Source organism: Nocardia sp. NPDC004860, assembly GCF_040609015.1.
Classification (GTDB): domain Bacteria; phylum Actinomycetota; class Actinomycetes; order Mycobacteriales; family Mycobacteriaceae; genus Nocardia.
On the sequence record NZ_JBEXJI010000003.1, the window covers coordinates 127,105 to 151,885 of the forward strand.

Consider the following 24,781-nt stretch of genomic DNA (forward strand, 5'->3'; position numbering starts at 1 on the left):
GCGCCGTGATATCTCCGACGTGCGCGTGGGCGCGGATCTCCTTTCTGCAACGATAAGGGGTATGCGCATCGCTAACCATGTCGTCGATCTGATCGGAAACACCCCGCTCGTTCGGTTGAACTCCGTGGTGGGTCCGAACTCGGGACTGGTGGCGGCGAAGGTGGAATACCTGAACCCGGGCGGCAGCTCGAAGGACCGCATCGCCGTCAAGATGATCGACGCCGCCGAGAAGGCCGGGCTGCTGAAGCCCGGCGGCACGATCGTCGAACCGACCTCCGGCAATACCGGTGTGGGCCTCGCCCTGGTCGCGCAGCAGCGCGGCTACAAGTGCGTGTTCGTCTGCCCCGACAAGGTCAGTGAGGACAAGCGGAACGTGCTGCGCGCCTATGGCGCCGAGGTCGTGGTCTGCCCGACCGCGGTCGCGCCGGAGGATCCGGACAGCTACTACAACGTCTCCGACCGCCTGGTGCGCGAGATCCCGGGCGCGTGGAAGCCGGACCAGTACTCCAACCCGGGCGGCCCGGAATCGCACTACGAGACCACCGGCCCGGAGATCTGGCGCGACACCGAGGGCAAGATCACACACTTCGTGGCGGGCGTCGGTACCGGCGGCACCATCACCGGCACCGGCCGGTACCTGAAGGAGATCTCCGGCGGCAAGGTCAAGATCGTCGGCGCGGACCCGGAGGGCTCGGTCTACTCCGGCGGCACCGGCCGCCCCTACCTGGTCGAGGGCGTCGGCGAGGACTTCTGGCCCACCGCCTACGACCCGGCCATCCCGGACGAGATCATCGCCGTCTCCGACGCCGACTCCTTCGAGATGACCCGTCGCCTGGCCCGTGAGGAGGGCCTGCTGGTCGGCGGCTCCTGCGGTATGGCCGTGGTGGCGGCGCTCAAGGTCGCCGAGCGCGATCCGGACGCCGTGGTGGTCGTGCTGCTGCCGGACGGCGGCCGCGGCTACCTGTCCAAGATCTTCAACGACCAGTGGATGAGCTCCTACGGCTTCCTGCGCACCCGCCTCGACGGTGCGGACACCGAGGTGCACGTGGGAGACGTGCTGCGCGGCAAGTCCGGTGAGCTGCCGGACCTGGTGCACACCCACCCGCAGGAGACGCTGCGCGACGCCATCGAGATCCTGCGCGAGTACGGCGTCTCGCAGATGCCGGTGGTCGGTGCGGAGCCGCCGGTGATGGCGGGCGAGGTCGCGGGTTCGGTCACCGAGCGCGATCTGCTGTCGGCCGTCTTCGAGGGTCGAGCCAAGCTCACCGACCCGGTCGCCAAGCACATGAGCCCGGCCTTCCCGCTCATCGGCGCGGGCGAGCCGGTCGCGGCCGCCACCAAGCTGCTGGAGTCCACCGACGCCCTCATGGTCGTCGAGGACGGCAAGCCGGTCGGCGTCATCACCCGCCACGACCTGCTCGGTTTCCTCAGCACCGGCGCCCTCTCCTAGGTCGCAGCCGAGTATTCGCCGCCCGCCGGAACCGCAGCTGGTTCCGGCGGGCGGTCTGCTTTTCGCGGCTGCTCATCTCCCGAATCCGACGGTACGGAACCACCAGAGCGACGCCAGCGTCCATGCCAGCACGAAGCTGGTGAAGACCAGGGCGCCGAGGATCGGCAGCAGCCAGCCCGGCGTCCGCTTCAGCCGCAGCGTCAGCATTTTCGAGGCGAAGGCGCCGTAGAACACCACGCCCGCGACGGAGTGCGCCATGACCCGGCCCGTGACGCCCCGGCCGAACTGGAAGCCGAAACTGTAGAGGCAGTAGAAGGCCACCGGCAGGCTGAGCAGGAAGGCCAGCACGCCGCACAGCCGGTGGTAGAGGTGCACCGATCGCGGCGCGTGGAACCGGTAGATCCAGACGGCGGTCAGCAATTGGCCGCCGATCAGCACCAGCACCACGCTGCTCAGATACGCCTTGAAGATCTGCGGTGCGGAGAAGCCCCAGGTGGGCAGGGGCTGGGCGCCGGGCCAGTAGTGGGTGCCGGCCATCCCGAGCGCGATCGCGACCGCGGCGCCGGCCAGCAGCACCGGCACCGCGATCAGATTGCGCCGAGACGCGGTGAAAACGTCTGTCAGCAAGGACATCTCGCCTCTGTGAATGGTGTAGTCAGAAGGGGCATTGGAGATACCTCGGCGGGTTACAGCCGTCAGGTGCGTCGTCCGCGGTGCGGGCAGCGAGATGCACCGTTGCGGGGTCTTTATATTGCGTGAAGATTGGGACGTATGTGATTTGTGGTAACCAATGTGGATTTGCTGAGCTGTTACTTTTGGAATGTGAAACGCCGATGAACGGCAAGAAATCAGGCAAATATCGGTATATCGCGATCTTGGGGCGATATTTTTCTGTGATCCGAAACACTTTGCGTTTGGAATTGAATCACCAGGTCAGCGCATGTATTAATGCAGGTCCCGGGGCTGCCAGACAGGCCAGTTCACTTTCTGTTCACTTTTGATTCAGGCTGTGTTCACAACACGCAATCAAGCTGTGACCTTGTCGGAAACAGACCGCAAGTCTGAATGGCGCAAGGAGATGTGAACACACATGCGGAACGTGATCACTACATCGGTGCAATGAGGCACCGCGGCCGGAAGGTCGCAAAGGTCTCCACTGCACTCCGCGCAGTGTGCCAAACCCATTGACCCATACCGGGTTTCACAACAGCATCCACAACAGCCCGAGGTACGCAGACGGGGGTCCGTGAGACGCCCGAATGGTCCTGCGCTGCCTTCTTCAGGCCCGCGAGCCCGAAACCGAACAGGAATCCAAATTCGCCATGCCCAAGAATGTTATGACTGCTCTCAGTGACCCTGCTAGACGTAGCAAGGTAGTTGCCACCGCTCGTACGGCCGGCGCCGCCGCCCTCGCTCTGGGCGTCTTCGGCTCCATCATCACCGCCGCCGGCGCCGCCGCCAGCGGAGATGTCCAGCCGGCCGCGCTGAAGGCCTCCCTGGCCGTCGCCGCGCCCGCCGCCGCTCCGGTCAAGGAACAGCCCGCTCCCGCTCCCGCCCCCGCTCCCGCGGCCGAAGTTGCGGCTCCGGCTCCGGCCCCGGCGCCCATGCCGGCCCCGCTGCCCGCTCCCGAGCCGGCTCCGGCCCCCGCGCCGCCCGCCCCCGCCTACGGGGACAACCTGGACGGCTGGATCCGCCACGCGCTGGACATCATGGCCCAGCACGGCATCCCGGGTAGCTACGACGGCATCTACCGCAACATCATTCGCGAATCCAGCGGCGACCCGCAGGCGATCAACCTGTACGACTCCAACGCGGCCATGGGCATCCCGTCCAAGGGCCTGCTCCAGGTGATCGACCCGACCTTCAACGCGTACCACGTCGACGGCACCGCCTTCGACGTCTGGGACCCGGTCGCCAACATCGTGGCTGCCTGCAACTACGCGGCGCACCGCTACGGCTCGATGGACAACGTCTTCAGCGCCTACTGATCCGGTCCGACGACGTACCGGACCACACCGCGATGGCCTGCCCCGTGAGGGGCGGGCCATCGTGTCGTTTCTCGGCTCGCGGTGCCCGTCGCCGGAGTCTCGGCGGCGGTCTTACCGCCATTTAGCTAATCTCAGGCATCTGATTTGGCAACTATTTCGCAAACGAGCGAACTCGACGATCGACCAGGCGTATAACGACCCCGAAGAGCAGTTCCGGCACACGGCCGGAACGGATAGCGAAGGGACGGGGTCATGCACACCTCGAGTTCGGCTATCGATATCCAGATCGGACAGGGGCTCTCGAACGCGTGGAGTTCCATCGCCACGTGGGTGCCCAAATTCGTCGGGTTCCTGGTCATTCTGTTCATCGGCTGGCTCGTGGCCAAACTCGTGGCCAAGCTGGTGACCCGGATCCTGAACCGGGTCGGGTTCGATCGGCTGGTGGAACGCGGCGGCATCAAGGACATGCTGGCCCGCGGCAGTTACGACGCCACCGGCATCATCGCCAAGCTGGCCTACTACGCGATTCTGTTGATCACGTTGCAGCTCGGCTTCGGCGTCTTCGGCCCGAACCCGGTGAGCACCATGCTCAACGGCATCGTGGCCTGGCTACCCCGCTTGGCGGTCGCCATCGTCATCGTCTGTATTGCGGGCGCGATCGCGCGCGTCGTGCAGGACATGGTGTCCAACATGCTGAGCGGTCTGGACTACGGCCGCACGCTGGGACGCATTGCGGCGGTGTTCATCTGGGGCATCGGCATCATCGCGGCCCTCAACCAGATCGGGGTGGGAACATCGGTCACCATGCCGATTCTCATCACGGTGCTGGCCACGATCGGCGGTGTCCTCATCGTCGGTCTCGGCGGTGGCCTGATCCGGCCCATGCAGGAACGGTGGGCGGGCTGGCTCGACGCCATCGAGGGCGAAATGCCCGAGGTGAAGGGGCATGCGCAGGCCTATCAGCGGGGCCGTGAGGATGCGGCCCGCCAGCGGCAGGCGCAGGAGGCGGCCATGTGGGCGCAGCGCTCGGCCACCCGGCCCATGATGGCGGGGCAGGGCATGGGCCAGATGCCTCCGGGCAAGTGGGCCGAGCCCGAAAGCGGCCAGATGGGTTACGGGCAACCGGGATACGGCCAGTATGGCGGCCACGGACCGGGCGGCGGGGGCCAGATGCCGCCGCCGCAGCCCGGCCAGATGCCGCCGCCGCAATCCGGGCAGATGCCGCCGCAGCCCGGGCAGATGCCGCCGCAGCCTGGGCAGATGCCGCCCCAATCCGGCCAGATGCCTGCACAACCCGGCCAGATGCCGCCGCCCGGACCGCCGATGCCGCCCGGACAGCCCCCACGTTCCAGCGGGCAGATGCCGCGGCCCGGCAGTCAGGACCGGGGCGATCGCGACGACATGGGCTGATCCCACGCAGCCGGAAACCGAGCAGCCCCGGGGCTTCCACCCCGGGGCTGCGTCATCGTGAGGTCAGGAGGCGCGGGCCAGCGAGCAGACGCCCGCCAGGCGCAGGTGGAGCCAGTCGGCGTCCTGCCAGTCGAGCAGGGAGTGGGGGAGGACGGCCTCGGCTTCGCGCAGGTCCTCGAGGATGCCGCGGGCGTAGCCGGCCAGCAGGACGCTTGCCGGGACGAGGCCGGAGTTCTCGACGCCGAGGTCGAGGATGTCGCGGATGGCCGCGGCATGCTGGTCGATCGCTGCGGACACACCGGGGAAGACGGCCGCGGCCTCCGCGGCGGGGGCTCCGTGGGTGCGCTGCAGGCGGTTCAGGGTTTTACGCGCCGAAACGACGAGCAGGGCGGAGCCGGGCACAAACACCCGGTGATGCTAGCAATCGACCGGCACCTGGGGGACCGGCTGTGACATATCGCGCAATTCGCCGGAACTGCCGGTCAGCGGAACGCTTTCGCGCCTGTCAGGGCCTCGCCGAGGACGAGCTGATGCACTTCGGCGGTGCCCTCGTAGGTGAGGACGGACTCCAGGTTGTTGGCGTGCCGCAGCACCGGGTACTCGAGGGTGATGCCGTTCGCGCCCAGGATGGTCCGGCACTCGCGCGCGATCTTGATGGCCTCGCGGGTGCTGTTCAGCTTGCCGGCGCTGATCTGCTCGTTGGAGATCTCGTGCCGGTCCTTCAATCGGCCGAGGTGCAGCGCCAGCAGTTCGCCCTTGCCGAGTTCGAGTGCCATGTCGGCCAGTTTGGCCTGGGTGAGCTGGTAGGCCGCCAGCGGCTTGTCGAACACCTCGCGGGTCCGCGCGTATTCGATTGTGGCGGACAGGCAGTCGCGGGCCGCGCCGAGCGCGCCGAAGATGATGCCGAAACGCGCCTCGGACAGGCAGCCCAGCGGCGCGCGGAGTCCGCGGGCCTCGGGCAGCAGGGCGTCGGCGGGCAGCCGGACGCCGTCGAGGGAGAGTTCGGCGGTGATCGACGCGCGCAGCGACAGCTTGTGCTTCATCTCGCGAGCGCTGAAACCCGGTGTGTCCGTGGGCACTACGAATCCGCGGATCACATCCCGCTCACCCTCGCGCGACTGCGCCCACACGACGGCCACATCCGCGACCGACCCGTTGGTGATCCACATCTTCGACCCGTCGAGGATCCAGTCGTCCCCGTCTCGCCGCGCTCGCGTCCGCATGCCGCCCGGGTTCGAACCGAAGTCCGGCTCGGTCAGCCCGAAGCATCCGATCACCCGGCCCGCCGCCATCTCCGGCAGCCACCGCAGCTTCTGCTCCTCGGACCCGTACTTGTGGATCGCGGTCATGGCCAGCGACCCCTGCACCGAAACCATGCTGCGCACACCCGAATCCACGGCCTCCAGTTCCAGGCAGGCCAGCCCGTACGCCGTGGCCGAGGTCCCCGCGCACCCGTACCCGTCCAGATGCATCCCCAGCAGCCCGAGCTTCCCCAGCTCCGGCGCCAGCTCCCGCGCCGGAAACGTCCCCGCCTCGAACCACTCCGCCACGCGCGGCCGCAATCGCTCCGCGGCGAAGGCGCGCACCGTATCCCGGATCGCCCGCTCCTCGTCACTGAGCAGGGAATCGATGGCGAACAGCTCGTCCACGGTGACCATGGGCCCACCCTAGAACCGCCGCCGCCGGACTCACAATGCCGCGCCGGGTCGACAGCGCCGGGCCGGGCGACGGCCGGCAGCGCCGGGTCCGGTGCCGACGGCTCCGGCACCCCGCTCGCTCTGCGGGGTGGACCAGGGGTTTCCGCTCCGAGCAGGGTGTCGGCCGTGGTCGTTCGACGCGCGGGCAGCGGTGGCGGCGGTGCGGGCCCCGACCCGGGGCATGGGCGAATCTGCAGCTTCCTTAGGCTGTTCGCATGAGCGAGCTGGGTTTCTCCACACGGGCGGTGCACGCTGGGTTCGATCCGGACCCTCAGACCGGTGCGGTGAACGTGCCGATCTATGCGAGTTCGACGTTCGCCCAGGACGGTGTCGGCGGGATGCGCGGCGGGTACGAGTACGCGCGCACCGGGAACCCGACCCGCACGGCGCTGGAGGCGAACCTGGCGGCGCTCGAATCCGGTACCTACGGGCGGGCTTTCGCCTCGGGTATGGCGGCCACCGACTGCGCGATCCGCGCGAACCTGCGGCCCGGTGACCACATGGTGATCCCGAACGACGCGTACGGCGGCACCTTCCGGCTCATCGACAAGGTGTTCACCCAGTGGGGGATCGAGTACTCGGTCGCGCCGGTGTCGGATGTGGACGCGGTCGCCGCGGCCATGCGCCCCAACACCAAGCTGGTGTGGGTCGAGACGCCGACCAACCCGCTGCTGAACGTCGGCGATATCGCGGCGCTGGCCGAGGTGGCGCACGCGGGCGGCGCGAAGCTGGTGGTGGACAACACCTTCGCCTCGCCCTACCTGCAGCAGCCGTTGCTGCTGGGCGCGGACATCGTGCTGCACTCGACCACCAAGTACCTGGGCGGGCACTCGGATGTGGTGGGCGGCGCGCTGATCACCGACGATCAGGAGATGGACGCCAAGTTCGCGTTCCTGCAGAACGGTGCGGGCGCGGTCCCCGGCCCGATGGACGCCTTCCTCACCATGCGCGGCATCAAGACGCTGGCCCTGCGCATGGACCGGCACTGCGACAATGCCGAGACCATCGCCGAATTCCTCGCGAATCACCCCAAGATCGCACAGGTCATCTACCCCGGCCTGCCCGAGCACCCCGGCCATACCGTGGCCCAGAAGCAGATGCGCCGCTTCGGCGGCATGATCTCGGTGCGCGTCCACGGCGGCAGGGATGCGGCCCTCGCCTTCTGCGCCAAGACCAAGATCTTCACCCTCGCCGAATCCCTCGGCGGCGTCGAATCTCTCATCGAGCACCCCGGCGCCATGACCCACGCCTCCACCGCCGGCTCGGCCCTCGAGGTCCCCGCCGACCTGGTCCGCCTCTCCGTCGGCATCGAGGACATCAGCGACCTGCTGTCGGACATCGAGCAGGCCCTGGCTTGACCGCCTCCCCGCGCCTTTAGCGGGCGGCCGGGTGCCGTGCTCGGTCACGCACCCGTGCCGGCGGTCTGGATCCGAACCGATTTCGGGGGTACCCGGTGAGTTACCACGGGCCTCCCGAAATCAGCTGTCGCGTTCCGAAAAACAAAGCGCCGCACCATTTTTGGTGCGGCGCTTCGCTGTTCGCGGCCGGTACCGACAAACATTGCGGCCCCGGAGTCCGGGTGGACCGGGGCCGCGAATCCGTCGGTCGTAAATCAGCTGTGGTAGGGCTCCGCGGAGACCAGCGTCACCTTCATGGTGTTGCCATTGGGCAGGGTGTATTCGCGGGTTTCGCCGACCTTGGCGTTGATGAGGGCGCCGCCCAACGGGGAGTTGGGGGAGTAGGTCTCGAGGTCGGCGCTGCCGAGGCCCTCTTCGCGGGTGGCGATGAGGAAGGTCTCGGTGTCGGTCTCGTCGCCGTCGTAGTAGACCTTGACGACCGAGCCGGGCAGGGCGACGCCGGACTTGGTGGGCGCGACGCCAACCTTGGCGTTGTTCAGCAGCTCCTGCAGCTGGCGAATGCGCGCCTCCTGCTGGCCCTGCTCCTCACGCGCCGCGTGGTAACCGCCGTTCTCCTTGAGGTCGCCCTCTTCACGGCGCTCGTTGATTTCGGCCGCGATGACGGGACGGTTGGCGATGAGCGCGCCGAGTTCGCTCGTGAGCCTCTCGTGCGACTCCGGGGTCAGCCAAGTCACGGTCTCAGTCATCTCGATCACTCCCTAGTAGTTGTCCCCGGCAAGCCGGGATTCCCTGATGCCCGCTACCGTGGCCATCCGGAGATGGGCACAGCAGCCAGTGGACAGCCAGAGCGATCCCTGGGGAGAGTCCCGACAGCGCCGGCCGTCAATGCAGCAAACACGGCTCCGAACGTCGGAACCGTGTATCGCGTCATTTTAGCACGATTCGGAAAGGCGCAGGTAGAAGCGTCAAAGCGGGTCGCTTAACGGACGATTCACCCGGCGCGCAGATAGGCCGGCACATGGTCGGTGCACCCGTAGACATTGCCGGCGCCGGCCCGTCGGGTGGTCTTGATCGTGGTGACCACGCGGACGGTGCCGGAGTCGGAGCCGGGCACCAGAATCTCGCGGCGGCCGACCTCGTCGGAGTCGCCGTCCATGGCGCGCACGAAGCAGACGACCGCCTGGCCCGGATCCTTGCGTGTCACTTTGAAATCCACGCTGACCGTGGAGTCGTCGACGATCGTGTAGCCGATCCGATCCGGTTCGATGGCCTGCGGCCCGTAGGTGCGGTAGCCCAGATAGGCGACCCCGAGCCCGGCGAGGATGACGACCGCTCCGAGGGCGTAGGGGAGCCAGCGGCGGGTCTTCCGAGGCGCAATCCCGTACCGGTCAGCCGGTCTTTCACTCATGTCGGGGACGCTCCCGGGGGGTAGGTCGGAACAAACAACGATCGGATGGAACTATAGGGAATGCATATCTGATGCCTGTGTCTGGACTCGGCACGTGCGGTCAGGGTCCGGAGGCGGAAGCTTGCGTACCCACACAGGACCCCTGCACGTGCCAATTGATACAGCTCGACGCTACGAGGTGAAAAACGTGATCGGTGAGGTGAACGAGAAGTGAGTGGTCTTCGCCTCATGGCGGTGCACGCGCATCCCGACGACGAATCCAGCAAGGGCGCGGCGACGACCGCGCGCTATGCCGCCGAAGGCAATGACGTGCTGGTCGTCTCCCTCACCGGTGGGGAACGCGGCGACATCCTGAACCCCGCCATGGACACCCCCGGCATCAAGGACCGCATCACCGAGGTCCGCCGCGAGGAGATGGCCGCCGCCGCCGAGGCGCTCGGCGTCCGCCAGACCTGGCTCGGCTTCGTGGATTCCGGTCTGCCGGAAGGCGATCCGCTGCCGCCGCTGCCCGAGGGCAGCTTCGCGCTGGTGCCCCTGGAGGAGGCCACCGAGGCGCTGGTGCGTGTGGTCCGCCAGTTCAGGCCGCACGTCATGACCACCTATGACGAGATGGGCGGTTACCCGCACCCGGATCACATCATGTGCCACAAGGTGTCGGTCGCGGCCTTCGAGGCGGCGGGCGATCCGGAGCGGTTCCCCGACGCGGGCGAGCCCTGGCAGCCGCTCAAGCTGTACTACAACCACGGCTTCAGCCTCACCCGGCTGGAGGTGTTCGCCGACGAGTACGCGCGCCGCGGCGAGCCCTTCCCCATGCAGGACTGGATGGACCGCATGCGCAAGTACGCCGCCGAGCGCGGCGACATCATGGCGCGGGTCACCACCCAGGTAGAGTGCGCCAAGTATTTCCCGCAGCGTGACGACGCCCTGCGCGCCCACGCCACCCAGATCGACCCCAACGGCGCCTTCTTCGCGATTCCGCTCGAGATGCAGCAGCGACTGTGGCCCACCGAGGAGTTCGAGCTGGCCAAGACCCGGGTCAAGACCGCGATCCCGGAGACCGACCTGTTCGCGGGAATCGACGAGGCCGATTCCGGCTTCGACGCCGCCGACACCGAGGACACCGACCGATGATGCTCACGCTGCTCGCCCAGGGCACCAACTCGCCCACCGGACCCGAGTTCGGCAAGGCGTCCCCGCTGGGTCTGGTCATCGTGCTGGTGCTGCTGGCCGGCACCATCCTGCTCATCCGGAACATGAACAGGCACATCAAGAACCTGCCCGCCGAGTTCTCCCCGGAAAATCCGGAGGCGGACCAGGAAGCCGACGAGGGCACCGAGCACGGCATCGCGGCGCGCGAGGATCACGAGGCCGCGCAGGCGGAGGACACCGAGTCCGAGCCGCGCAGCGAGACCAAGCCGGAAGCCACCAACGGCACCGCCTGAATCCCCTCGGCATCCCACGACCCCGGTCCGGTGACCGGGGTCGTGGCATGTCCGGGGGCCGCCGGAACAAACGGCGAATTGGTGCTGAATCGTGCTGATCCCCGAATTCCTTCGGCCTCACCGCTTTTCGCTGACCCGGCCGGTTTGCCGCTGCTGCTGATCCAGGTCGGCACGGCCGAACTGCTGCTCAGTGATTCCGAGGGCTTCGCGGCCGCCGCGCGGGCCGCGGGCGTCGATGTGACGCTGTCGCCCGGTGAGGCGGCGGCCGCCACCGACGAGATCGCGGCCTTCCTGCGCAAGCATCTCGGCTGAGGCCGGGATTCAGACCAGCGTCCCGGTCTCGTACGCGGGCAGCCGGTAGTCCTCGGCCTTGGGCTCGAACAGCTTCCGGGTCAGCGGGAGCATCGGGCCCGAGGTCATGATCCGCATATTGAGCCGGCCCAGGGCGGTCAGGACCTTCGACTTCGGGAGCATCATCTGGATGCCACCGCCGGGAAGTTCCTTGGCCGCGTCCAGGAACGGGGTCACCCGCTCCTCGTAGCGGGCCAGCGCGCCGGTCAGATCGTCCGGGGTGGCGGCGATTTCGCCGGTCAGGATGTACGCACCCACCAGCGCCATCGCCGTGCCCATACCGGTCAGGGGGGAGCCGCAGTAGCCCGCGTCGCCGGCCAGGGTGACCCGCCCGGCGGCCAGGGTCGGCATGTCGATGCGGGCCAGCACGTCGAAGTAGAAGTCGGGTGCGTCGGGCATGGCCGCGAGCGCGGTGGGCGCGTGCCAGCCGGCCTCGGCGAGCATGTCGGTGATGAGGCGCTGCTGGGCGGTGACATCGCGGCGCAGCGCGGGGTTCTCCGCGGTGCGGAGGGTCAGGATGGCCTTGGCGGTGCGCGGGTCGCGGTCGGGGCGGATGCCGACGGCGGCGCTGGGCACCGAGTGCATGGCGAACCAGCCCGGCTTGGCGTCGGCGGGGGTGGGCATGGTGAAGAAGGCGGTGTAGCCGCCCAGGTACGTGGAGAACTGTTCCTCCGGGCCGAAGGCGAGGCGACGGACCGGCGAGTGCACGCCGTCCGCGCCGACCACCAGATCGAAGCGCCCGGTCGCGCCGGAGCCGAAGCCGACGGTGACGCCGGTGTCGTCCTGGTCGAGGGTCTCGATCCACTCGCCGTAGCGGTAGTCGAGCTTGCCCGGAGTTTCGGCCAGCAGATCGAGCAGCACCTGGTTCAGATCGCCGCGGGTGATCTCGATTTCGGCGATCGGGCCCTTGCCGTCGAAGGCCTCCATCGACAGGGCGGCGTATTCGGTGCCGTTGCGGTCGACCCAGGCCATGCCCAGCTCTTCGAGCTGGTATTTGCGGATGCCCGGCATCAAGCCCATGCGCTCGGCGACCTCCTTGCTGGCGGCGCGCAGGTCGACGGCCTGGCCGCCGGGGCGGGGCGCAGTGGCGCGCTCCACGACGGTGACCCGTGCTCCGGCCCGGAGCAGTTGCAGCGCAACGGCATTGCCGGCGATGCCGCCGCCGGAAACGAGGATGTGCAGCGAGTTGGCGGTGGTCTTCATGGTGTGTCGGGCCCTCTCGGTTGGCTCTAACGTCTAAGACAAATGTACTAAATCGCTGGCACGCTTGTCTAGTACAAATGTCTCAGGCATGCCTACCTGGAGATATGTGCTTCCGGGAAGGTACTCAGCCGAGGGTCGGGGTGTCGTAGACGGTGAACCCGCCCTTGCCGTCGGTGTCCATCCCGAGGAATCGATCCGCGTGGAAGGGGTTGTTGGCCAGCAGCCGCACCACGGTGTCGTCGGGGTCGGCGAGATCCAGGATCGCGCCGTACGGGCCGCGATCGATCACCTCGCCGCGGGTGTACTCCAGTTCGTCGGCGCGGGCGGCGAAGGCGTGCAGGTCGTCGACCGAGTCCACCTCCAGGGCGAAGACATCGAAGCCGCGGAAATCCGGTGTGCCCGCGCAGTATTCGCGCTCCCACAGCGTGATGCCGAAGCCGGACGGGTGCATGAGCTGGGCCCCGCGCAGCTCACCCTCCTCCCGGAACTCGCCCGCCAGGCGCAGATCCAGCAGGTCGCAGTACCAGGCGACACTGTGCGCCAGGTCGCTGACCGGCAGTTTGACGTGGCGGATGCGGACCAATCCGGCCATGGTGCCTCCTGATCGGGGTGCGACGAGCGGGGCATGAACCCCTGAAGGATGCCACTTCACCATGCCGCTGACGCGGAACGGCACTCTCCTGGCGCGAGTGGCCACCGCCCGGATGGGTCGCCGGCTCTCAACCGTTTTTGGTGGCCACGCCCGTGATCAGCGGTCGAACGATCGGGGGCATTGCCCGCCACGGCATTTCCTGGACGTCTTCGAGTTCCAGCCCGGACGCCCGGATCAGTTCGAGGGTGGCGCGGTTGCAGTGGCAGCCCTCGGCGAACCGGCGCCACGGCTCGGCGAGACGGTCTTGCCAAGCGGAAAGTCGCGGCGACTCGGAACGCACGTGCTCGAGAAACAGCAGCTGGCCGCGGGGATGCAACACGCGTTCGATCTCCCGCAACACCGGATCAGGGTCGTCGACAGTGCACAGCACGAGCGTTGAGACGACCGTGTCCACGGTTCCATCCGCGAACGGCAGTTTTTCGGCCGATGCGTCGAGCACGCGTGCGTGATGTCGGCTGCGACGCAGCCTCCGCGCCAACCGCGTCCGCATCGCGGCCTCCGGTTCGGTCAAGATCAGCTCGTCCAGGCCGTCCGGGTAGTACCCCAGGTTGAGGCCGGTGCCGCTGCCGAGCTCGACAGTCCGCCCCCTCGCACGGCTGAGTAAATTTCGCCGGCGAGTGCCCATCCCCGCCCTCTCGCCCATCCACAGCAGAGGGTCGTACAGCGTCGCGAAAGCCCGGGCCCACAGGTCCGAGCCCTCCGCCGCTGCCGCCGGGACGGCGTCACTGCTCACAGACTCGACAGTACGCCGGACGGGCATCATCGCCTATGCCCAGCTCCTCCAGCAGGGCGGTGGCGGTTCCCGATGCGCTTACTCTGCGGGTCGGCGCAAGGGGAATACGTACCGAAAGGTCCGAGTTAACGGGAGTCTCGGCGCAATTCCGTGAGAAGGTGGCAGAGATGGCGACTACGGTCCTGGACCCGTCCGGCAATGCGGTCAATACCGTCTCGTCCCATGTGGTGGGGGTGATCGCGGACGCGGCCCGGCGGGCGGGCGCCGAGACGGAGCAGATCGCCCAGTTGCTCGGTCGTGATCCGGCACTGCTGTTCGACGACACGATGCGTATCCCGACCGCGACGGCGTCGCGGCTGTGGGAGCTGCTGCACCGGCTGGCGGGACCCGAGGCCGGAGTGCTGGCCGCGGACGTGGCCGAGCTGGGGCGGCTGCACGTGTGGGACTACCTCATCGGCAATGCGCCCACACTCGCCGAGGGCCTGCGCGACGCGGCGCGCTACAACAACACCATCTGCGACCGCCGGGTCGATCTGGAGGTGGTGGAGGACGGATCCCTGCTCACCGCACGCTATCTCGATCTGCCGCATCGGGGCGCGGCCGAGGCCGCCAACAAGGAATTCGTCATGGCGGTGATGGTGCGGCGGGCGACGGAGAGCTTCGGCGACGCGGGCCGGCCGGTGCGGGTCGACTTCTCGCACCGGGGTCCCGACCATCGTGCGCACCTGATCCGTGCCCTCGGCACCGGGAACATCCACTTCGGTCAGGACCGGGACGCCATCACCTTCCTCACCACCGCGGAGACCCGTGGCCGGACGAATGATCCTGTCCTGCAGGGGATTCTGCGATCGCACGCGCAGCAGCTGATCGACTCGATCGGGCCCGGACCGGCCTGGCTGGATGTCTTCCGCGCGGCGCTGCACGCGGCGCTGCCGGAGTCCGGCGGCGACGGGGTGGGTTTGGCGGAGGTGGCCACCGCCCTCCGGATCAGCGACCGGACCTTGCAGCGCCGCCTGGCCGAGCACGGCACCAGCTGGCGCGCGGAGCTCGAGATCGTGCGCCGGGACACGGCGATCGCCCTGCTGCGCGACCACACGGTGCCGGTGCGGTCGGTGGCGTTGCGCCTCGGGTACCGCGATCACCGGGTGCTGGCCCGGGCTTTCCGCCGCTGGACCGGGCAGTCACCCGCGAGCTTCCGCCGGGATCAGCCGCGGTGACCGCTGGCGCGGAGGCGCACCGCGGCCCGCTCAGCTCACGTCGGTCCAGCGTTGCTGGGCGCGGCGCAGCGACCTCGGATCGGAGTAGCCGAGGCGGCGGGCGCGCTCGGCCTGGGTGAGGCCCAGCGGCTGGTCGAGAACCTGTCGCCTGCGGGCCTTTTCGAGCTCGTACCGCCAGGAGGTGCGCTCCTCGGCGAGGCGGCGCTGCAGGGTGCGACGGCCGGTCAGCAGCCGGCGGGCCACCGCGTCGATGGTCACCGCGCCGTCGATCAGCATCGACGCCAGCTCCTGCTGCAGCCGGTCGGACCAGGTGGTGATGCGCGGTGGCGCCGTCATCTCGGCCTGCTGCACCAGGATTCGGTTCAGGACCGGGTCGGCGCGCAGCAGCGGCAGCGCCAGATCGGCGTTCCGGAAGGTGACGCGATTGGTGGCCGCCCCGAAATCGATTCGGGGCGTACCGAACAGCTCGGTGAGCGCGGTCAGCTCCGCCCGGCCCTTGGGCGCCCGCTGTCGCAGTCGCACGTCCACCGGCACCACGTGCTGCCCGGTGGCCGTGCGCATTTTCACGATCATCCCGCACAGGCCGGTGTGCATGGCCAGTTCGCTGCCGCGGCCCTCACCCCGGGTCAGGCCGGTGTACACCGTCGTCACACCGTCCGGATCGGCGTCGGCGACCGCCCGGAACTCCCGGTTGGTCGAGCACGCGTCCATGAATCGATCGGTGAGCGCGAGTCCCGCACCCAGGGTGGGTGCGGTGAGCAGCAGGTAGTCGATGATGCCGAGCTGTCCCGGCGTGTACTCGAGTGCGGTGCGGACGGCGATGGCGGGATCCTGGGTTTCGTGTTCGACGAGTTCCCACAGCCGCAGATACCGCTCGCTGGGCACCATGGATTCGGGCGAGGTCAGCAGCCAGCCCGGCAGGTCCGCCGCGAGGGCCAGGCGATGTCGCGTGTCCTCGCACACTCCGATCGTGCTCAGCACATAGCCCGGCAGCAGCACGGTGTCCATCACCTGTGCGTCGGGGTCGAGCCCGGCCCCGGCGGGGGCGTGAATACCGGTGGGGTGGATGGTCATTGGGATCCCGGGAGTGGAGCGTCATCGACGGGCGGTGGCATCGTGTTGCACTCACGGTGCAATGCACGAGGGTCCAAATTAGACTGTGCGGTGCGGTTTTTGAAACAGGACGCACGACGTGGGTGACCTCAGCGTCCGAGGTGACGGCGGGCCGGCCGGTCAGCGGCCGGGCAGCAATGGTCGGGTCGCGGTCCCGAAGGTCCCGTTCAGAAGTAATCGGTGGTCGCTAAGCTGCGGCGATGATCGGCAATACCATTTCGTCGCGGCTGGCGGCCCTGGTTCGGGAGGCGGCGCTGCGGGCGGGAGCGTCGGCGCCGCAACTCTTCAGCGCGCTGGAGCTGGGGGCCGATCAGCTCGGCGATGATCTGGTGCGGGTTCCGACCGGCTCGGCGTGGCGGCTCTGGGAGCTGATCTATGCGGCCGCGGGGCCGACGGGAGGTCTGTGCGCGGCGGCCACGGCCACACGGGGGAGCCTGTCGGTGTGGGATTACCTGTTCTCGAGCGGGCCGACGCTGGCCGAAAGTCTGCGCAGCGTGGTCGAATTGCGCGCCGTCGTCGCGGATCCGCTCGGCGGCGGCCAGGTGCTGGAGAGCGGCGGGTTGCTCGTCGTCCGGGATACGGCGACCGTCGAACCGGGGCCGATCCTGGGGCTGGTCGAGGAGTTCACGCTCGCGGTGATGCTGCAGCGGGCCCGTGAGGCGACCGGGCATCCGCTGGTTCCGGTCCGGGTGGCGTTCCGGCACCGCGCGCCGCGCAATCACCGGCATCTCGTCGAGGCGTTCGGTACCAACCGGATCTGCTTCGAGGCCCCCCACTCCGAGCTGACCTTCCTCGATGCGGCGGCCCTGCCCACCGGGGGCGACCCGAACCTGGGCCGGATCCATCGCGGCTACGCCGAACTGCTGCTCGCCAGTGCGCGTCCCGTGCCCAGCCCGATCGGCAGGATCCGGGAGGTGCTGCTGGAGGCGATGGCGGGCGGCGAACTCGAACTCGATCAGGTCGCCGCCCGGCTCGCCATCAGCCCGCGCACCCTGCAACGTCGTCTGCAGGAGCTGGGCACCAGCTGGCGTGCCGAGGTCGACATGGTCCGCCATGAGCACGCGTCGGATCTGTTGCGCGGCACCGATCTTCCCATGTACGCGATCGCGGCCCGGCTCGGCTACACCGACCCGAGGTCGCTGCGGCGGGCGTTCCGCCGTCGGGCGGGGCAATCCCCGGACGAGTTCCGCCGGTGGGCGGCCACCGGTTCGATATCCGGGTAGCCGGCGGTCGTCAGGGGCGGTCGGTGGTGAGGTGGAGGTAGGCGGTGTCGAGGGGGATGTCGACCGCGAACCAGGCTGCGGGCCGGTCGTCGTCGCGGGGGCACCAGGCGGTCGCGATGCAGAGCCGTGCCACCTCCGTGGTGGCGAGACCGGGTAGCCGCCACTGGATTCCGGCCGGATCCAGGTAGCGCACACCGTATTCGGAGTCGTCGTCATTGCCGTCGGCGGGCAGCTGGTCCGCCCAGTCGGCGGGCATGAGCCGGCCGTCGGCGGCCTGCATGGCCAGCAGTTCGGAATCCGGGCCGCCGATCGACACCGAGAAGCGGTCGTTCTCGGCGGTCACGGCGGCGAGGCATTCACCGGAGTCGGGACCACAGAACGTGTCCGCGGACAGATCGGTCAGTTCGGCCGAGAAGGACAGTGCCGGGACCGCCGAATGCGCCTGCACCTGCCAGATTCCCGCCCACATGGGTACGGCCGCGCCGCCGTCCCAGGCCGGCATCTCGATGCGGCCCAGGAGCAGATCGACCGTGGCGTCCCGGTGCCGCCAGCGGTGCAGGTGCGAGCCGTTCGCCAAGCGCCACACGGCATCCGGACCGGTTGGTACCCGTTCCGAGCCGAGCGCGACAGCGAACACGACGGTGCCGAGCGGCGTATCGATCACGGCGGGATGCCGGTCGACCTGGTGCAGGCGGTCGGTGGGAAGCATGCGCCCCATCATGCACCCCGGCGAATGGGCGCCCGATCTCCGGTGCGGGCGAACGGCCCGGCGGGGTGGGTTCCCGTCGGGCCGTTCATGTTTCCGATCCGGCCGGGTCCCGTCACACTCCGGCCGCGACCGCCCGGGCGCGCCGGGCCGGTGACCGGAAGGTGGCCAGGGCGAGCGCCGCCGCGGCGACCGCGATGACCGCCGCCGCGACGAAGGCCGCGGAGAAGCCGCCGGTCAGTGCGTCCGTATCCCCGAGGCGGTCGGCGCCCGCGTGCGCGGCGATGGCGGTGACCGCGGCGAGGCCGAGCGCGGAACCGATCTGGTAGCCGGTGTTCACGATGCCCGAGGCGAGACCGCCCTCCTGCGGCGGCGCGGCCGAAATGGCCGTCTGCAGGGTGGGAATGAACGCGAGCGACATGCCGAGCGCGGCCACCAGCGAGCCGGGCAGGACGTCGATCCAGAAGTTGCCGTCGGGTCGGATGAACGACAGCCAGACCAGGCCGGCCGCGAGCAGCAGCAGACCGGCGACGGTCATGGTGCGAGCCCCGAAGCGCGCGAACAGTTTCGGCGAGATCGCGATCATGCCGACCATGATCAGCGCGGTCATCGGCAGCAGCGCCGCGCCGGACGGGAACGCCGAATACCCGAGCACCTGTTGCAGATACAGGTTCAGGAAGAACCACATCGGCACCCACGCCGCACCCAGCAGCACCTGCGCGAGATTGGCCGCACCCAGATCCGGGGCCCGGAAGATGCTCAGCGGCATCAGCGGTTCCTTGCGCCGGGCCTGAATCGCGACGAACGCGCCCAGCAGCACGGCGGCCGCGAACAGCACCACCCAGGTCGAGCTCGCGGCCCAATCCGCCCGCACCACACCGAACACCGCGGCGCCCAGGCCCAGGGTGGCGGTCACCGCATCGAGGAGGTCGACCGAGGCGTGCGGCGCCATCGCGCCGTCGGGCACGAGGGCCGGCGCGGCCAGCAGCGCTGCCAGCGCGATCGGGATATTGATGTAGAAAACCCAAGGCCACGAGGCGTATTGGGTGATCAGCCCGCCCAGGAACACGCCTGCGGTGCCACCGGCGGGCGCGGCGGCCCCGTACACGGCGAACGCCTTGGTCAGCTCGCCCGGATTGCTGCCGAACAGCATCATGAGCAGCGTCAGCGCCGACGGGGCGATCAGCGCGGCCCCCGCGCCCTGCACGCCACGCCCGATCAGCTCGACCGCGGCGTTCCCGGCCAGCCCCGCCACCAGTGACCCGATACCCAGTACGCCCCAGCCGATCCGGAATATCCGCCGCGCCCCTGCAATGTCGGACAGCTTGCCGCCGAGCAGCAGCAACCCGCCGAAGACGACGACGTACGCATTGAACACCCACGACAGATTCCCCTGTGAAAACCCCAGGGCACCCTGCATTTCCGGCAGCGCGACGCCGATGATCGAGGTGTCCATGATGACCATGAACTGGGCGAGGGCGATGAGCCCCAAGGCGATCCAGCGTCGCGACGGCGGCGGCGCGGAGTTCCGGGTGGACATAGGAATCACTCCCCTGACAGAGATCTCGGGCGGCCGGTCGGCCGCTGGCAGTTCCAACCCGTCCATTGATACCCCCAAGGGGTATATTGGAACAGCTTTGACAGCTGTGACCTATCCCATACCCAAGGGGGGTATGTGACATCTAGTGCGAGTCCTGCTCGTCGCGAGAAGGTGGGTGGTTGCCCTGCTCGGAAACCAAGGTCCTCTGCGACTGCGGTGTGGCTCGCAAACCCTGATGGGCGACGGTGCGGCCGCCTCATCGCACGGTTGCCGCGATGTAGCCTCGTCCGGCCCTGTCTTGCGTTACCGATATCGAATCGATTTCGGTCTCGAATTTGGCGCTGTTACGATCTCGAATCGTGTTCGAAAATCTGTCGACACCTCGGGCTTCCACCCGCCCTGCTCCGGTCCAGCGCCGAGGAGTCAAGCGTGTGCAGGCCATTCTCGACGCCGCCGAGGCATTGCTCGGTGAGCGGGGCTACGAGGCTGCCACCCTCAAGGCGATGGGCGAGCGAACGGGCATTCCGGTGGCCTCGGTGTATCACTACTTCGCCGACCGGCATCAGGTCGAAACCGAGCTGGCGCAGCGGTATCTGCGCGAACTCGACGAAGGTCTGCGTGCCGCATTGGGTCGCAGCGAGCCGGGCACCCTGCGCGACGCCTGCGATACGGTCGGCGACCTGTATCTCGCGTACATGCGCGAACATCCGAGCTTCGGCGAGCTCTGGTTCTCGGGGCGTAGCTCGTTGCTCAGCGAACTGGCACAGACGTTCGACGCGTCGCAGGCGCGGCACCTGTGGCGCTACCTCACCGAGCAGGCCCTGATTCGTCCCGATACCCCGCCGGTCGTTGTCGAACTCGCCTTCGAGGCCGCCGACAGGCTCTTCGATGTCGCCTTCCGGCGCTCTCCGGAGGGGCATGACGCCACGATCGACGAGGCGCGTCGCCTGGTCGCTGCGTACCTGGGGACATACGCGCCACCGGGCTGAGGCGGAAAGTCCCGACCCTCGCGCACGTCGGCCGGATGTTGACAAGCTCGCGCCACGAGCCATAAAGTCGAATTCGATTCGATATCGAATAGCATCGCGGAGGCTGCCGGCCGCGTTGTGCGAAGTCGCCGTGCACACGACAACACCACGAGGACGGAGTGGCCTGATGGCCAACTGTGCTGACGTCGTAGACATCAGCGATGCCGAGGCGATCGCATGACCGCGCGCTGGGTTGTCCTCATCGGTGCCGCGCGGACCTGTCCCGGTGCCGACGCTGGACGAGAGCGATACGCGCGCAAGCGCTTTCGCGCCCGAGGACTGGGCCGGACCGAAGGCGCTCTACGACGCCGTGGAGCAGGTCGGCACCCCGCGCGCCGAGATCGTCGAGGCCGTGGTCCAGCGGGCCATCCTGTGCCGAATCGGACTTCCCCCAGCGATGACAGAGGAGAGATCACCATGATGTCCGTAGCCGACTCGCGCCGCCGCCCGGAGGCCGCCGAATGACCACCGCGATCATTGAAATAACGCGCTCGCGCAACCCTTTCGACCAATCGGCGTTGACCAGAGACGCGCTGGGAATCGCGCACTACACCGATGTGCCGGCGACGTTGCCGGACATGGTGCGCGCGCATGCCGACGCGCACCCCGATGCCGAGGCGGTTGTCGAGATCGGCGGCGATCGGCTGACCTATGCCCAGCTGTGGGAACGCGCGTCTCGGGTGGCCGGTGGGCTACGGGCGCTCGGCGTGCGGCGCGGGGATCGAGTCGCCCTGCGATATCCGGCCGGTGCGAACTGGGTGCTGGCCTTCTGGGGCACGGTGTTCGCGGGCGGTATCGCGGTGCCGGTCAATACGCGCTCGGCTCGACCGGAGGTGGAGTTCGTGCTCGACGACGCCGATGTGACGGTCGATCTGGCGGCCGATACTCCACTGCCCGACGGTGATCCGTACGTGGCGGAGGGTCTCGACGCCGGTGATGTGGCAGCGCTCTTCTACACCTCGGGTACGACCGGACACCCGAAAGGCGTTCCGACGACACACGAGGCATTCATCACCAGCGCCGAGAACATGATTCGCTGTTCGGGCATCTCCCGTGACGCCGGCCCGGACCTGCGCACCCTCATCTCCGTGCCCCTGTTCCATGTGACGGCCTGCAATTCACAGCTGCTGGTCGCCGCGTACGCCGGCGGCACCTCGGTGATCCTGCCCGCACTCGACCTGCCCGCCTTGATCGAAGCTATTGCCGCGGAACGCATTTCCTTCCTCGTGACGGTGCCCGCGGTGTACTCCCTGCTGCTCCGCCATCCGAATTTCGCCGACGCGGACGTGTCCCGGGTCCGCATAGTCGGGTACGGTGGCGCGCCGATCGCGCCGTCGCTGGTACAGGCGTTGCAGGCGGCGTTCCCCCAGGCGACCGTGATGAACGGCTACGGCATGACGGAGACGGCGTCCTTGATCGCCGTGCTGCCGGACCGGGACGCGATCGAGCACGCCGATTCGGTCGGCTACGCGGTGCCGTCGGTGGATCTGGGCATCGTGCCGATCGACGGTGAACCGGGCACGGGAGAACTGGTGGTCCGAGGTCCGAATGTCACTGCGGGATACTGGAACCGAGCGGAGGCGACCGCGGAAACGATGGTGGACGGCTGGCTGCGCACCGGCGATGTCGTCCGGATCGATGATGCCGGACGCGTGCGCATCATCGACCGGATCAAGGACATCATCAACCGCGGCGGCGAGAACATCTCGAGCGTGGAGGTGGAGGCGGTACTGCTGTCCGCTCCCGGTGTCGCCGACGCCGCGGTGCTCGCCGTACCCGACGACGTGATGGGGGAGAAGGTCGGCGCCGTCCTGTTCGGAGACCGGGCGCCGATCGATATCGCCGCCGTGCTCGCGCATTGCCGAAACCATCTCGCCGACTTCAAGATTCCGCAGTACGCCACGGTTGTCACCGAGGCGCTACCGCGCAATGCCGGGGGCAAACTGCTCAAGAACCATCTGCGCCGGCAGGTGCGGTGGGGTGCTCCGTTGCGATGAAGACCCACCGGGACCGACCAGTGGATCTTGTGGTTGCGCCGGGCGAGATCGCTACCGGCGCAACCACATAGGGCTGTCAGGATGCGGGAGCCGGTGCGTTCTCCATCTGGAAGAACTGGATCGCCGAGGCGATGCCCACCGGCACGCCCAGCAGGATGATGCCTGCCGCCGCCCCCAGCGCGGTACCGATCGCCGCGCCGGCGATACAGCTGCCGACCCAGCCGGGGACGAAGATCGGCGTCATCAGGGCGGCGCCGACCACCGCGCCCAGGATGCAGCCACCGCCGAGTCCGACGATGGTGCCGAGGAGGGTCCCGACGCCCGTGGCCAGGCCGAACTGGGCAGCGGCGCGGCCCAGATCGGCGTCGAACTGGGCATCGACCGGCTGCAGCGGATCGGCGGGCAGGGTGATCATGTCGACCGGGGCGGCCGCGGCCGGGTCGGTGCTCGGGGTCAGGGTGGCGGTATTGCCGTCGATCTTCGCTGCGATCGGGAACCGCAGGCCGCGTATGTCGTAGCTCAGTGGCAGACCGGCGACGATCTTTCCGGTCGAGTCGAGGACCTGGAACTGGCCGCCGTCGGTGGCCAGTGAGCCCAGATCGGTCGTGACGACCACGGAGTCGCCGACGCGGTCGGCGGTCCAGCGGATACCGGACTGCTGTGCATCGACCGGACCGGCCGGGGCCGGGATCGGCTGCGCCGGAACGGCATTGGAGTCGGGTATATTGCAGATGAGCACGCCGAGTGTGACGGCGGCGGCGACGGTGTAGGCGGTGATCTTCCTCATCGGTGAACCGAACCTTCCAAGAAACGCGAATTGAACAGTGCCGCAGGGTTATCGAGCGGCAACACTGGGGTCGTCGTTGGTTCTGCTGACTTGTTTGCCGACTAGATTTGGTAGAGCGTTGGAACCTCCGTTCCGCTGAAGCCCCCCGCAAATGAAGGGCTTTCAGCTGCTGCCGCAGCGGCTCGCCGACGAGTGGGTCGGCAAGTGTCAGAGCGTGGTGAGGGCCTCGGTCACGGCGCGCTCGGCCGCGCGGACGGCGCCCTCGAGGTAGCCCTCGAACTGGGGTGCGGCCTCGGTGCCGGCCCACTGGAGGTTGAGCGCGCGCCCGCCGACACGCTCACCGGCCTCGAGGACCGCCACCGAGCGCCCCTTCCGTACCAGCTGGTGGGCGGCGGTGAGGCCGGAGAGTCCGGCGCCGACGACGACAACGTCGATGTCCCGTACCTCGCTGTGATCGGCTGCCATGACCTTCTCCGTTCCGGCCGCTCATCGAGTTGAAATGGAACTCGACTCGAATTCGACTTTATGAAGAAGTGTGATCTATGTCAATGGGGGAGGCGTCGGGATCTGAATGAAGGATCGAGGAGTGCGCAGCCGGTCGGATCCCGGGTTCGGCGCATCGTCAGCGCGGGAGGTCGTGGCCTGACGGGGGGTAATCGGGGCGCGACTTCGGACCGCGAGGCGTTACCTGGCTCCAGGCCGCCGCGCGGTGTGAAAGGTGGTCGGATCTTGCCGGCAGGTCAGTCGGACTTCGGGGCGTACGACTCCAGATAGAGACCGAGCAGGCGGCGTGCCTCGGCGATGGTGGCGTCGTCGCCGGTGTTCGGTGTCCGGCGGAATGCGACGTCGAACAGGCGGTTGCCGACCTCGAAAGCCAGCTGAATCACCAGCGGGGGCGTGTCCGGCCGGAGCAGTTCGCGTTGGACGCCCAGCTGAAGCGTTCGCTCGGCAGTCGATTCGTCGAAGGACTGCACGAGTTCGGCCACCGCGTCGCTACGCCCGGAGAACCACAGCTGAACGCAGCTCGGGTGGGTACGAAAATAGGTGAGCATCGGATCGATCACCGCATCGACGACATCCTGTACCGAGTCCAGCCGGACATCGCCGTCGAGCGAAGTCGAGAGCTGCTGATCCAGTTCGGCAATGTGGCGACCGATGATCTCGGTGTCGACCTGGTGGCGGTCCGAGAAGTAGTGATAGACCGACGCGATCGGGATGCCGGCCCGCTCGCCGATGGCCTTGAGGGTCGCGGCCTCGTAGCCTTCTTCGGCGAGCAGACTCTCCGCCGCGTCCAGGATGGCCTGGACGCGTTCGGCGCCGCGGCGCTGCAGGACGGCGTCCGGGCGTGCGGGTGCCTGGTGCTTGTTCGCGCGGATGCGATCGGCCGCCGGCGCGGCCTTCGCGTTCGGCTTCCTGGTCGAAGCCGAACGCTTGGGGGAGCGGGCAGTCTCAGCCATGGATACTGCCCTCAGCCGGAA

26 protein-coding genes are annotated in these 24,781 nt (G+C 68.3%); 12 read left to right on the top strand and 14 right to left on the bottom strand.

The window, feature by feature from the left end:
- The first annotated feature begins 61 nt into the window (after nucleotides 1–61).
- Nucleotides 62–1,450 (top strand): cystathionine beta-synthase, encoded by a 1,389-nt coding sequence (locus ABZV44_RS08200; protein ID WP_354833358.1) that lies wholly within the window; start codon nucleotides 62–64, stop codon nucleotides 1,448–1,450.
- Nucleotides 1,451–1,522: 72 nt separating this feature from the next.
- Here ABZV44_RS08200 and ABZV44_RS08205 read toward each other — a convergent pair whose 3' ends face one another.
- The gene (locus tag ABZV44_RS08205) at nucleotides 1,523–2,083 is read right to left on the bottom strand and encodes a DUF6529 family protein (protein WP_354833360.1); all 561 of its coding nucleotides are present in this window, start codon (nucleotides 2,081–2,083) and stop codon (nucleotides 1,523–1,525) included.
- A gap of 704 nt (nucleotides 2,084–2,787) precedes the next feature.
- On the opposite strand from ABZV44_RS08205, the gene ABZV44_RS08210 reads away from it, so the two are divergent.
- On the top strand, nucleotides 2,788–3,438 hold the full coding sequence (locus ABZV44_RS08210; RefSeq protein WP_354833361.1) for a transglycosylase SLT domain-containing protein: 651 nt from the start codon (nucleotides 2,788–2,790) through the stop codon (nucleotides 3,436–3,438).
- Between the two features lie 252 nt (nucleotides 3,439–3,690).
- Nucleotides 3,691–4,848, top strand: a complete 1,158-nt coding sequence (locus ABZV44_RS08215; protein WP_354833363.1) for a hypothetical protein — start codon at nucleotides 3,691–3,693, stop codon at nucleotides 4,846–4,848.
- A gap of 63 nt (nucleotides 4,849–4,911) precedes the next feature.
- On the opposite strand, the gene ABZV44_RS08220 is transcribed toward ABZV44_RS08215, so the two are convergent.
- Both ABZV44_RS08220 and ABZV44_RS08225 read right to left on the bottom strand, forming a co-directional pair.
- A complete protein-coding gene (locus ABZV44_RS08220) occupies nucleotides 4,912–5,256 on the bottom strand; it encodes a DUF6401 family natural product biosynthesis protein (protein ID WP_354833365.1) in 345 nt (114 codons plus the stop codon).
- Nucleotides 5,257–5,330: 74 nt separating this feature from the next.
- Nucleotides 5,331–6,506, bottom strand: coding sequence for an acyl-CoA dehydrogenase family protein (locus ABZV44_RS08225; RefSeq protein ID WP_354833366.1), 1,176 nt, complete (start codon nucleotides 6,504–6,506; stop codon nucleotides 5,331–5,333).
- 254 nt (nucleotides 6,507–6,760) lie between these two features.
- On the opposite strand from ABZV44_RS08225, the gene ABZV44_RS08230 reads away from it, so the two are divergent.
- Nucleotides 6,761–7,903 (top strand): cystathionine gamma-synthase, encoded by a 1,143-nt coding sequence (locus tag ABZV44_RS08230; RefSeq protein WP_354833368.1) that lies wholly within the window; start codon nucleotides 6,761–6,763, stop codon nucleotides 7,901–7,903.
- Between the two features lie 254 nt (nucleotides 7,904–8,157).
- On the opposite strand, the gene greA is transcribed toward ABZV44_RS08230, so the two are convergent.
- Complete coding sequence (gene greA, locus ABZV44_RS08235; RefSeq protein WP_354833370.1) at nucleotides 8,158–8,649, bottom strand: transcription elongation factor GreA; 492 nt, start codon at nucleotides 8,647–8,649, stop codon at nucleotides 8,158–8,160.
- Nucleotides 8,650–8,894: 245 nt separating this feature from the next.
- On the bottom strand, nucleotides 8,895–9,311 hold the full coding sequence (locus ABZV44_RS08240) for a DUF4307 domain-containing protein (RefSeq protein ID WP_354833372.1): 417 nt from the start codon (nucleotides 9,309–9,311) through the stop codon (nucleotides 8,895–8,897).
- A 228-nt stretch (nucleotides 9,312–9,539) separates the two neighbouring features.
- Here ABZV44_RS08240 and mca point away from each other — a divergent pair, with 228 nt between their 5' ends.
- From mca to ABZV44_RS08255, 3 genes are all read left to right on the top strand, one after another.
- Entirely contained in the window at nucleotides 9,540–10,442 is a 903-nt protein-coding gene (gene mca, locus ABZV44_RS08245) for a mycothiol conjugate amidase Mca (RefSeq protein WP_354834062.1), read from the top strand.
- Nucleotides 10,442–10,753: a hypothetical protein gene (locus ABZV44_RS08250; protein WP_354834065.1), complete on the top strand. Its 312-nt coding sequence runs from the start codon at nucleotides 10,442–10,444 to the stop codon at nucleotides 10,751–10,753. Before mca ends, ABZV44_RS08250 begins: the two co-directional genes overlap by 1 nt.
- 81 nt (nucleotides 10,754–10,834) lie before the next feature.
- On the top strand, nucleotides 10,835–11,065 hold the full coding sequence (locus ABZV44_RS08255) for an alpha/beta hydrolase fold domain-containing protein (protein ID WP_354833373.1): 231 nt from the start codon (nucleotides 10,835–10,837) through the stop codon (nucleotides 11,063–11,065).
- A 9-nt stretch (nucleotides 11,066–11,074) separates the two neighbouring features.
- Here ABZV44_RS08255 and ABZV44_RS08260 read toward each other — a convergent pair whose 3' ends face one another.
- The 3 genes from ABZV44_RS08260 to ABZV44_RS08270 form a co-directional block, all read right to left on the bottom strand.
- Nucleotides 11,075–12,307 (bottom strand): FAD-dependent monooxygenase, encoded by a 1,233-nt coding sequence (locus ABZV44_RS08260; RefSeq protein WP_354833375.1) that lies wholly within the window; start codon nucleotides 12,305–12,307, stop codon nucleotides 11,075–11,077.
- Nucleotides 12,308–12,431: 124 nt separating this feature from the next.
- Nucleotides 12,432–12,899: a VOC family protein gene (locus ABZV44_RS08265; protein WP_354833377.1), complete on the bottom strand. Its 468-nt coding sequence runs from the start codon at nucleotides 12,897–12,899 to the stop codon at nucleotides 12,432–12,434.
- A 127-nt stretch (nucleotides 12,900–13,026) separates the two neighbouring features.
- Complete coding sequence (locus ABZV44_RS08270; protein ID WP_354833379.1) at nucleotides 13,027–13,692, bottom strand: class I SAM-dependent methyltransferase; 666 nt, start codon at nucleotides 13,690–13,692, stop codon at nucleotides 13,027–13,029.
- Between the two features lie 167 nt (nucleotides 13,693–13,859).
- Here ABZV44_RS08270 and ABZV44_RS08275 point away from each other — a divergent pair, with 167 nt between their 5' ends.
- Nucleotides 13,860–14,909: an AraC family transcriptional regulator ligand-binding domain-containing protein gene (locus tag ABZV44_RS08275; protein ID WP_354833381.1), complete on the top strand. Its 1,050-nt coding sequence runs from the start codon at nucleotides 13,860–13,862 to the stop codon at nucleotides 14,907–14,909.
- Between the two features lie 30 nt (nucleotides 14,910–14,939).
- Here ABZV44_RS08275 and ABZV44_RS08280 read toward each other — a convergent pair whose 3' ends face one another.
- The gene (locus tag ABZV44_RS08280; RefSeq protein WP_354833382.1) at nucleotides 14,940–15,983 is read right to left on the bottom strand and encodes an AraC family transcriptional regulator ligand-binding domain-containing protein; all 1,044 of its coding nucleotides are present in this window, start codon (nucleotides 15,981–15,983) and stop codon (nucleotides 14,940–14,942) included.
- A 239-nt stretch (nucleotides 15,984–16,222) separates the two neighbouring features.
- Between ABZV44_RS08280 and ABZV44_RS08285 the strand changes: the two genes are divergently transcribed.
- On the top strand, nucleotides 16,223–17,245 hold the full coding sequence (locus ABZV44_RS08285; RefSeq protein WP_354833384.1) for a helix-turn-helix domain-containing protein: 1,023 nt from the start codon (nucleotides 16,223–16,225) through the stop codon (nucleotides 17,243–17,245).
- A gap of 10 nt (nucleotides 17,246–17,255) precedes the next feature.
- Here ABZV44_RS08285 and ABZV44_RS08290 read toward each other — a convergent pair whose 3' ends face one another.
- Both ABZV44_RS08290 and ABZV44_RS08295 read right to left on the bottom strand, forming a co-directional pair.
- The gene (locus ABZV44_RS08290; RefSeq protein ID WP_354833386.1) at nucleotides 17,256–17,954 is read right to left on the bottom strand and encodes a hypothetical protein; all 699 of its coding nucleotides are present in this window, start codon (nucleotides 17,952–17,954) and stop codon (nucleotides 17,256–17,258) included.
- 112 nt (nucleotides 17,955–18,066) lie between these two features.
- On the bottom strand, nucleotides 18,067–19,491 hold the full coding sequence (locus ABZV44_RS08295; RefSeq protein ID WP_354833388.1) for an MFS transporter: 1,425 nt from the start codon (nucleotides 19,489–19,491) through the stop codon (nucleotides 18,067–18,069).
- 431 nt (nucleotides 19,492–19,922) lie between these two features.
- Between ABZV44_RS08295 and ABZV44_RS08300 the strand changes: the two genes are divergently transcribed.
- The 3 genes from ABZV44_RS08300 (at nucleotide 19,923) to ABZV44_RS08310 (ending at nucleotide 22,516) form a co-directional block, all read left to right on the top strand.
- Nucleotides 19,923–20,480: a TetR/AcrR family transcriptional regulator gene (locus tag ABZV44_RS08300; protein ID WP_354833390.1), complete on the top strand. Its 558-nt coding sequence runs from the start codon at nucleotides 19,923–19,925 to the stop codon at nucleotides 20,478–20,480.
- Between the two features lie 265 nt (nucleotides 20,481–20,745).
- Nucleotides 20,746–20,940: a hypothetical protein gene (locus ABZV44_RS08305; RefSeq protein WP_354833392.1), complete on the top strand. Its 195-nt coding sequence runs from the start codon at nucleotides 20,746–20,748 to the stop codon at nucleotides 20,938–20,940.
- Between the two features lie 52 nt (nucleotides 20,941–20,992).
- Complete coding sequence (locus ABZV44_RS08310) at nucleotides 20,993–22,516, top strand: AMP-binding protein (RefSeq protein ID WP_354834068.1); 1,524 nt, start codon at nucleotides 20,993–20,995, stop codon at nucleotides 22,514–22,516.
- Between the two features lie 76 nt (nucleotides 22,517–22,592).
- On the opposite strand, the gene ABZV44_RS08315 is transcribed toward ABZV44_RS08310, so the two are convergent.
- The 3 genes from ABZV44_RS08315 to ABZV44_RS08325 all read right to left on the bottom strand — a co-directional run bounded on the left by ABZV44_RS08315 (nucleotide 22,593) and on the right by ABZV44_RS08325 (nucleotide 24,760).
- Entirely contained in the window at nucleotides 22,593–23,303 is a 711-nt protein-coding gene (locus ABZV44_RS08315; RefSeq protein WP_354833393.1) for a hypothetical protein, read from the bottom strand.
- A 207-nt stretch (nucleotides 23,304–23,510) separates the two neighbouring features.
- Nucleotides 23,511–23,768, bottom strand: a complete 258-nt coding sequence (locus ABZV44_RS08320; RefSeq protein WP_354833395.1) for an FAD-dependent oxidoreductase — start codon at nucleotides 23,766–23,768, stop codon at nucleotides 23,511–23,513.
- A gap of 275 nt (nucleotides 23,769–24,043) precedes the next feature.
- Nucleotides 24,044–24,760 carry a TetR/AcrR family transcriptional regulator gene (locus tag ABZV44_RS08325; protein ID WP_354833397.1) on the bottom strand — a complete coding sequence of 239 codons (717 nt, stop codon included), beginning with the start codon at nucleotides 24,758–24,760 and terminating at the stop codon, nucleotides 24,044–24,046.
- Between the last annotated feature and the right edge of the window lie 21 nt (nucleotides 24,761–24,781).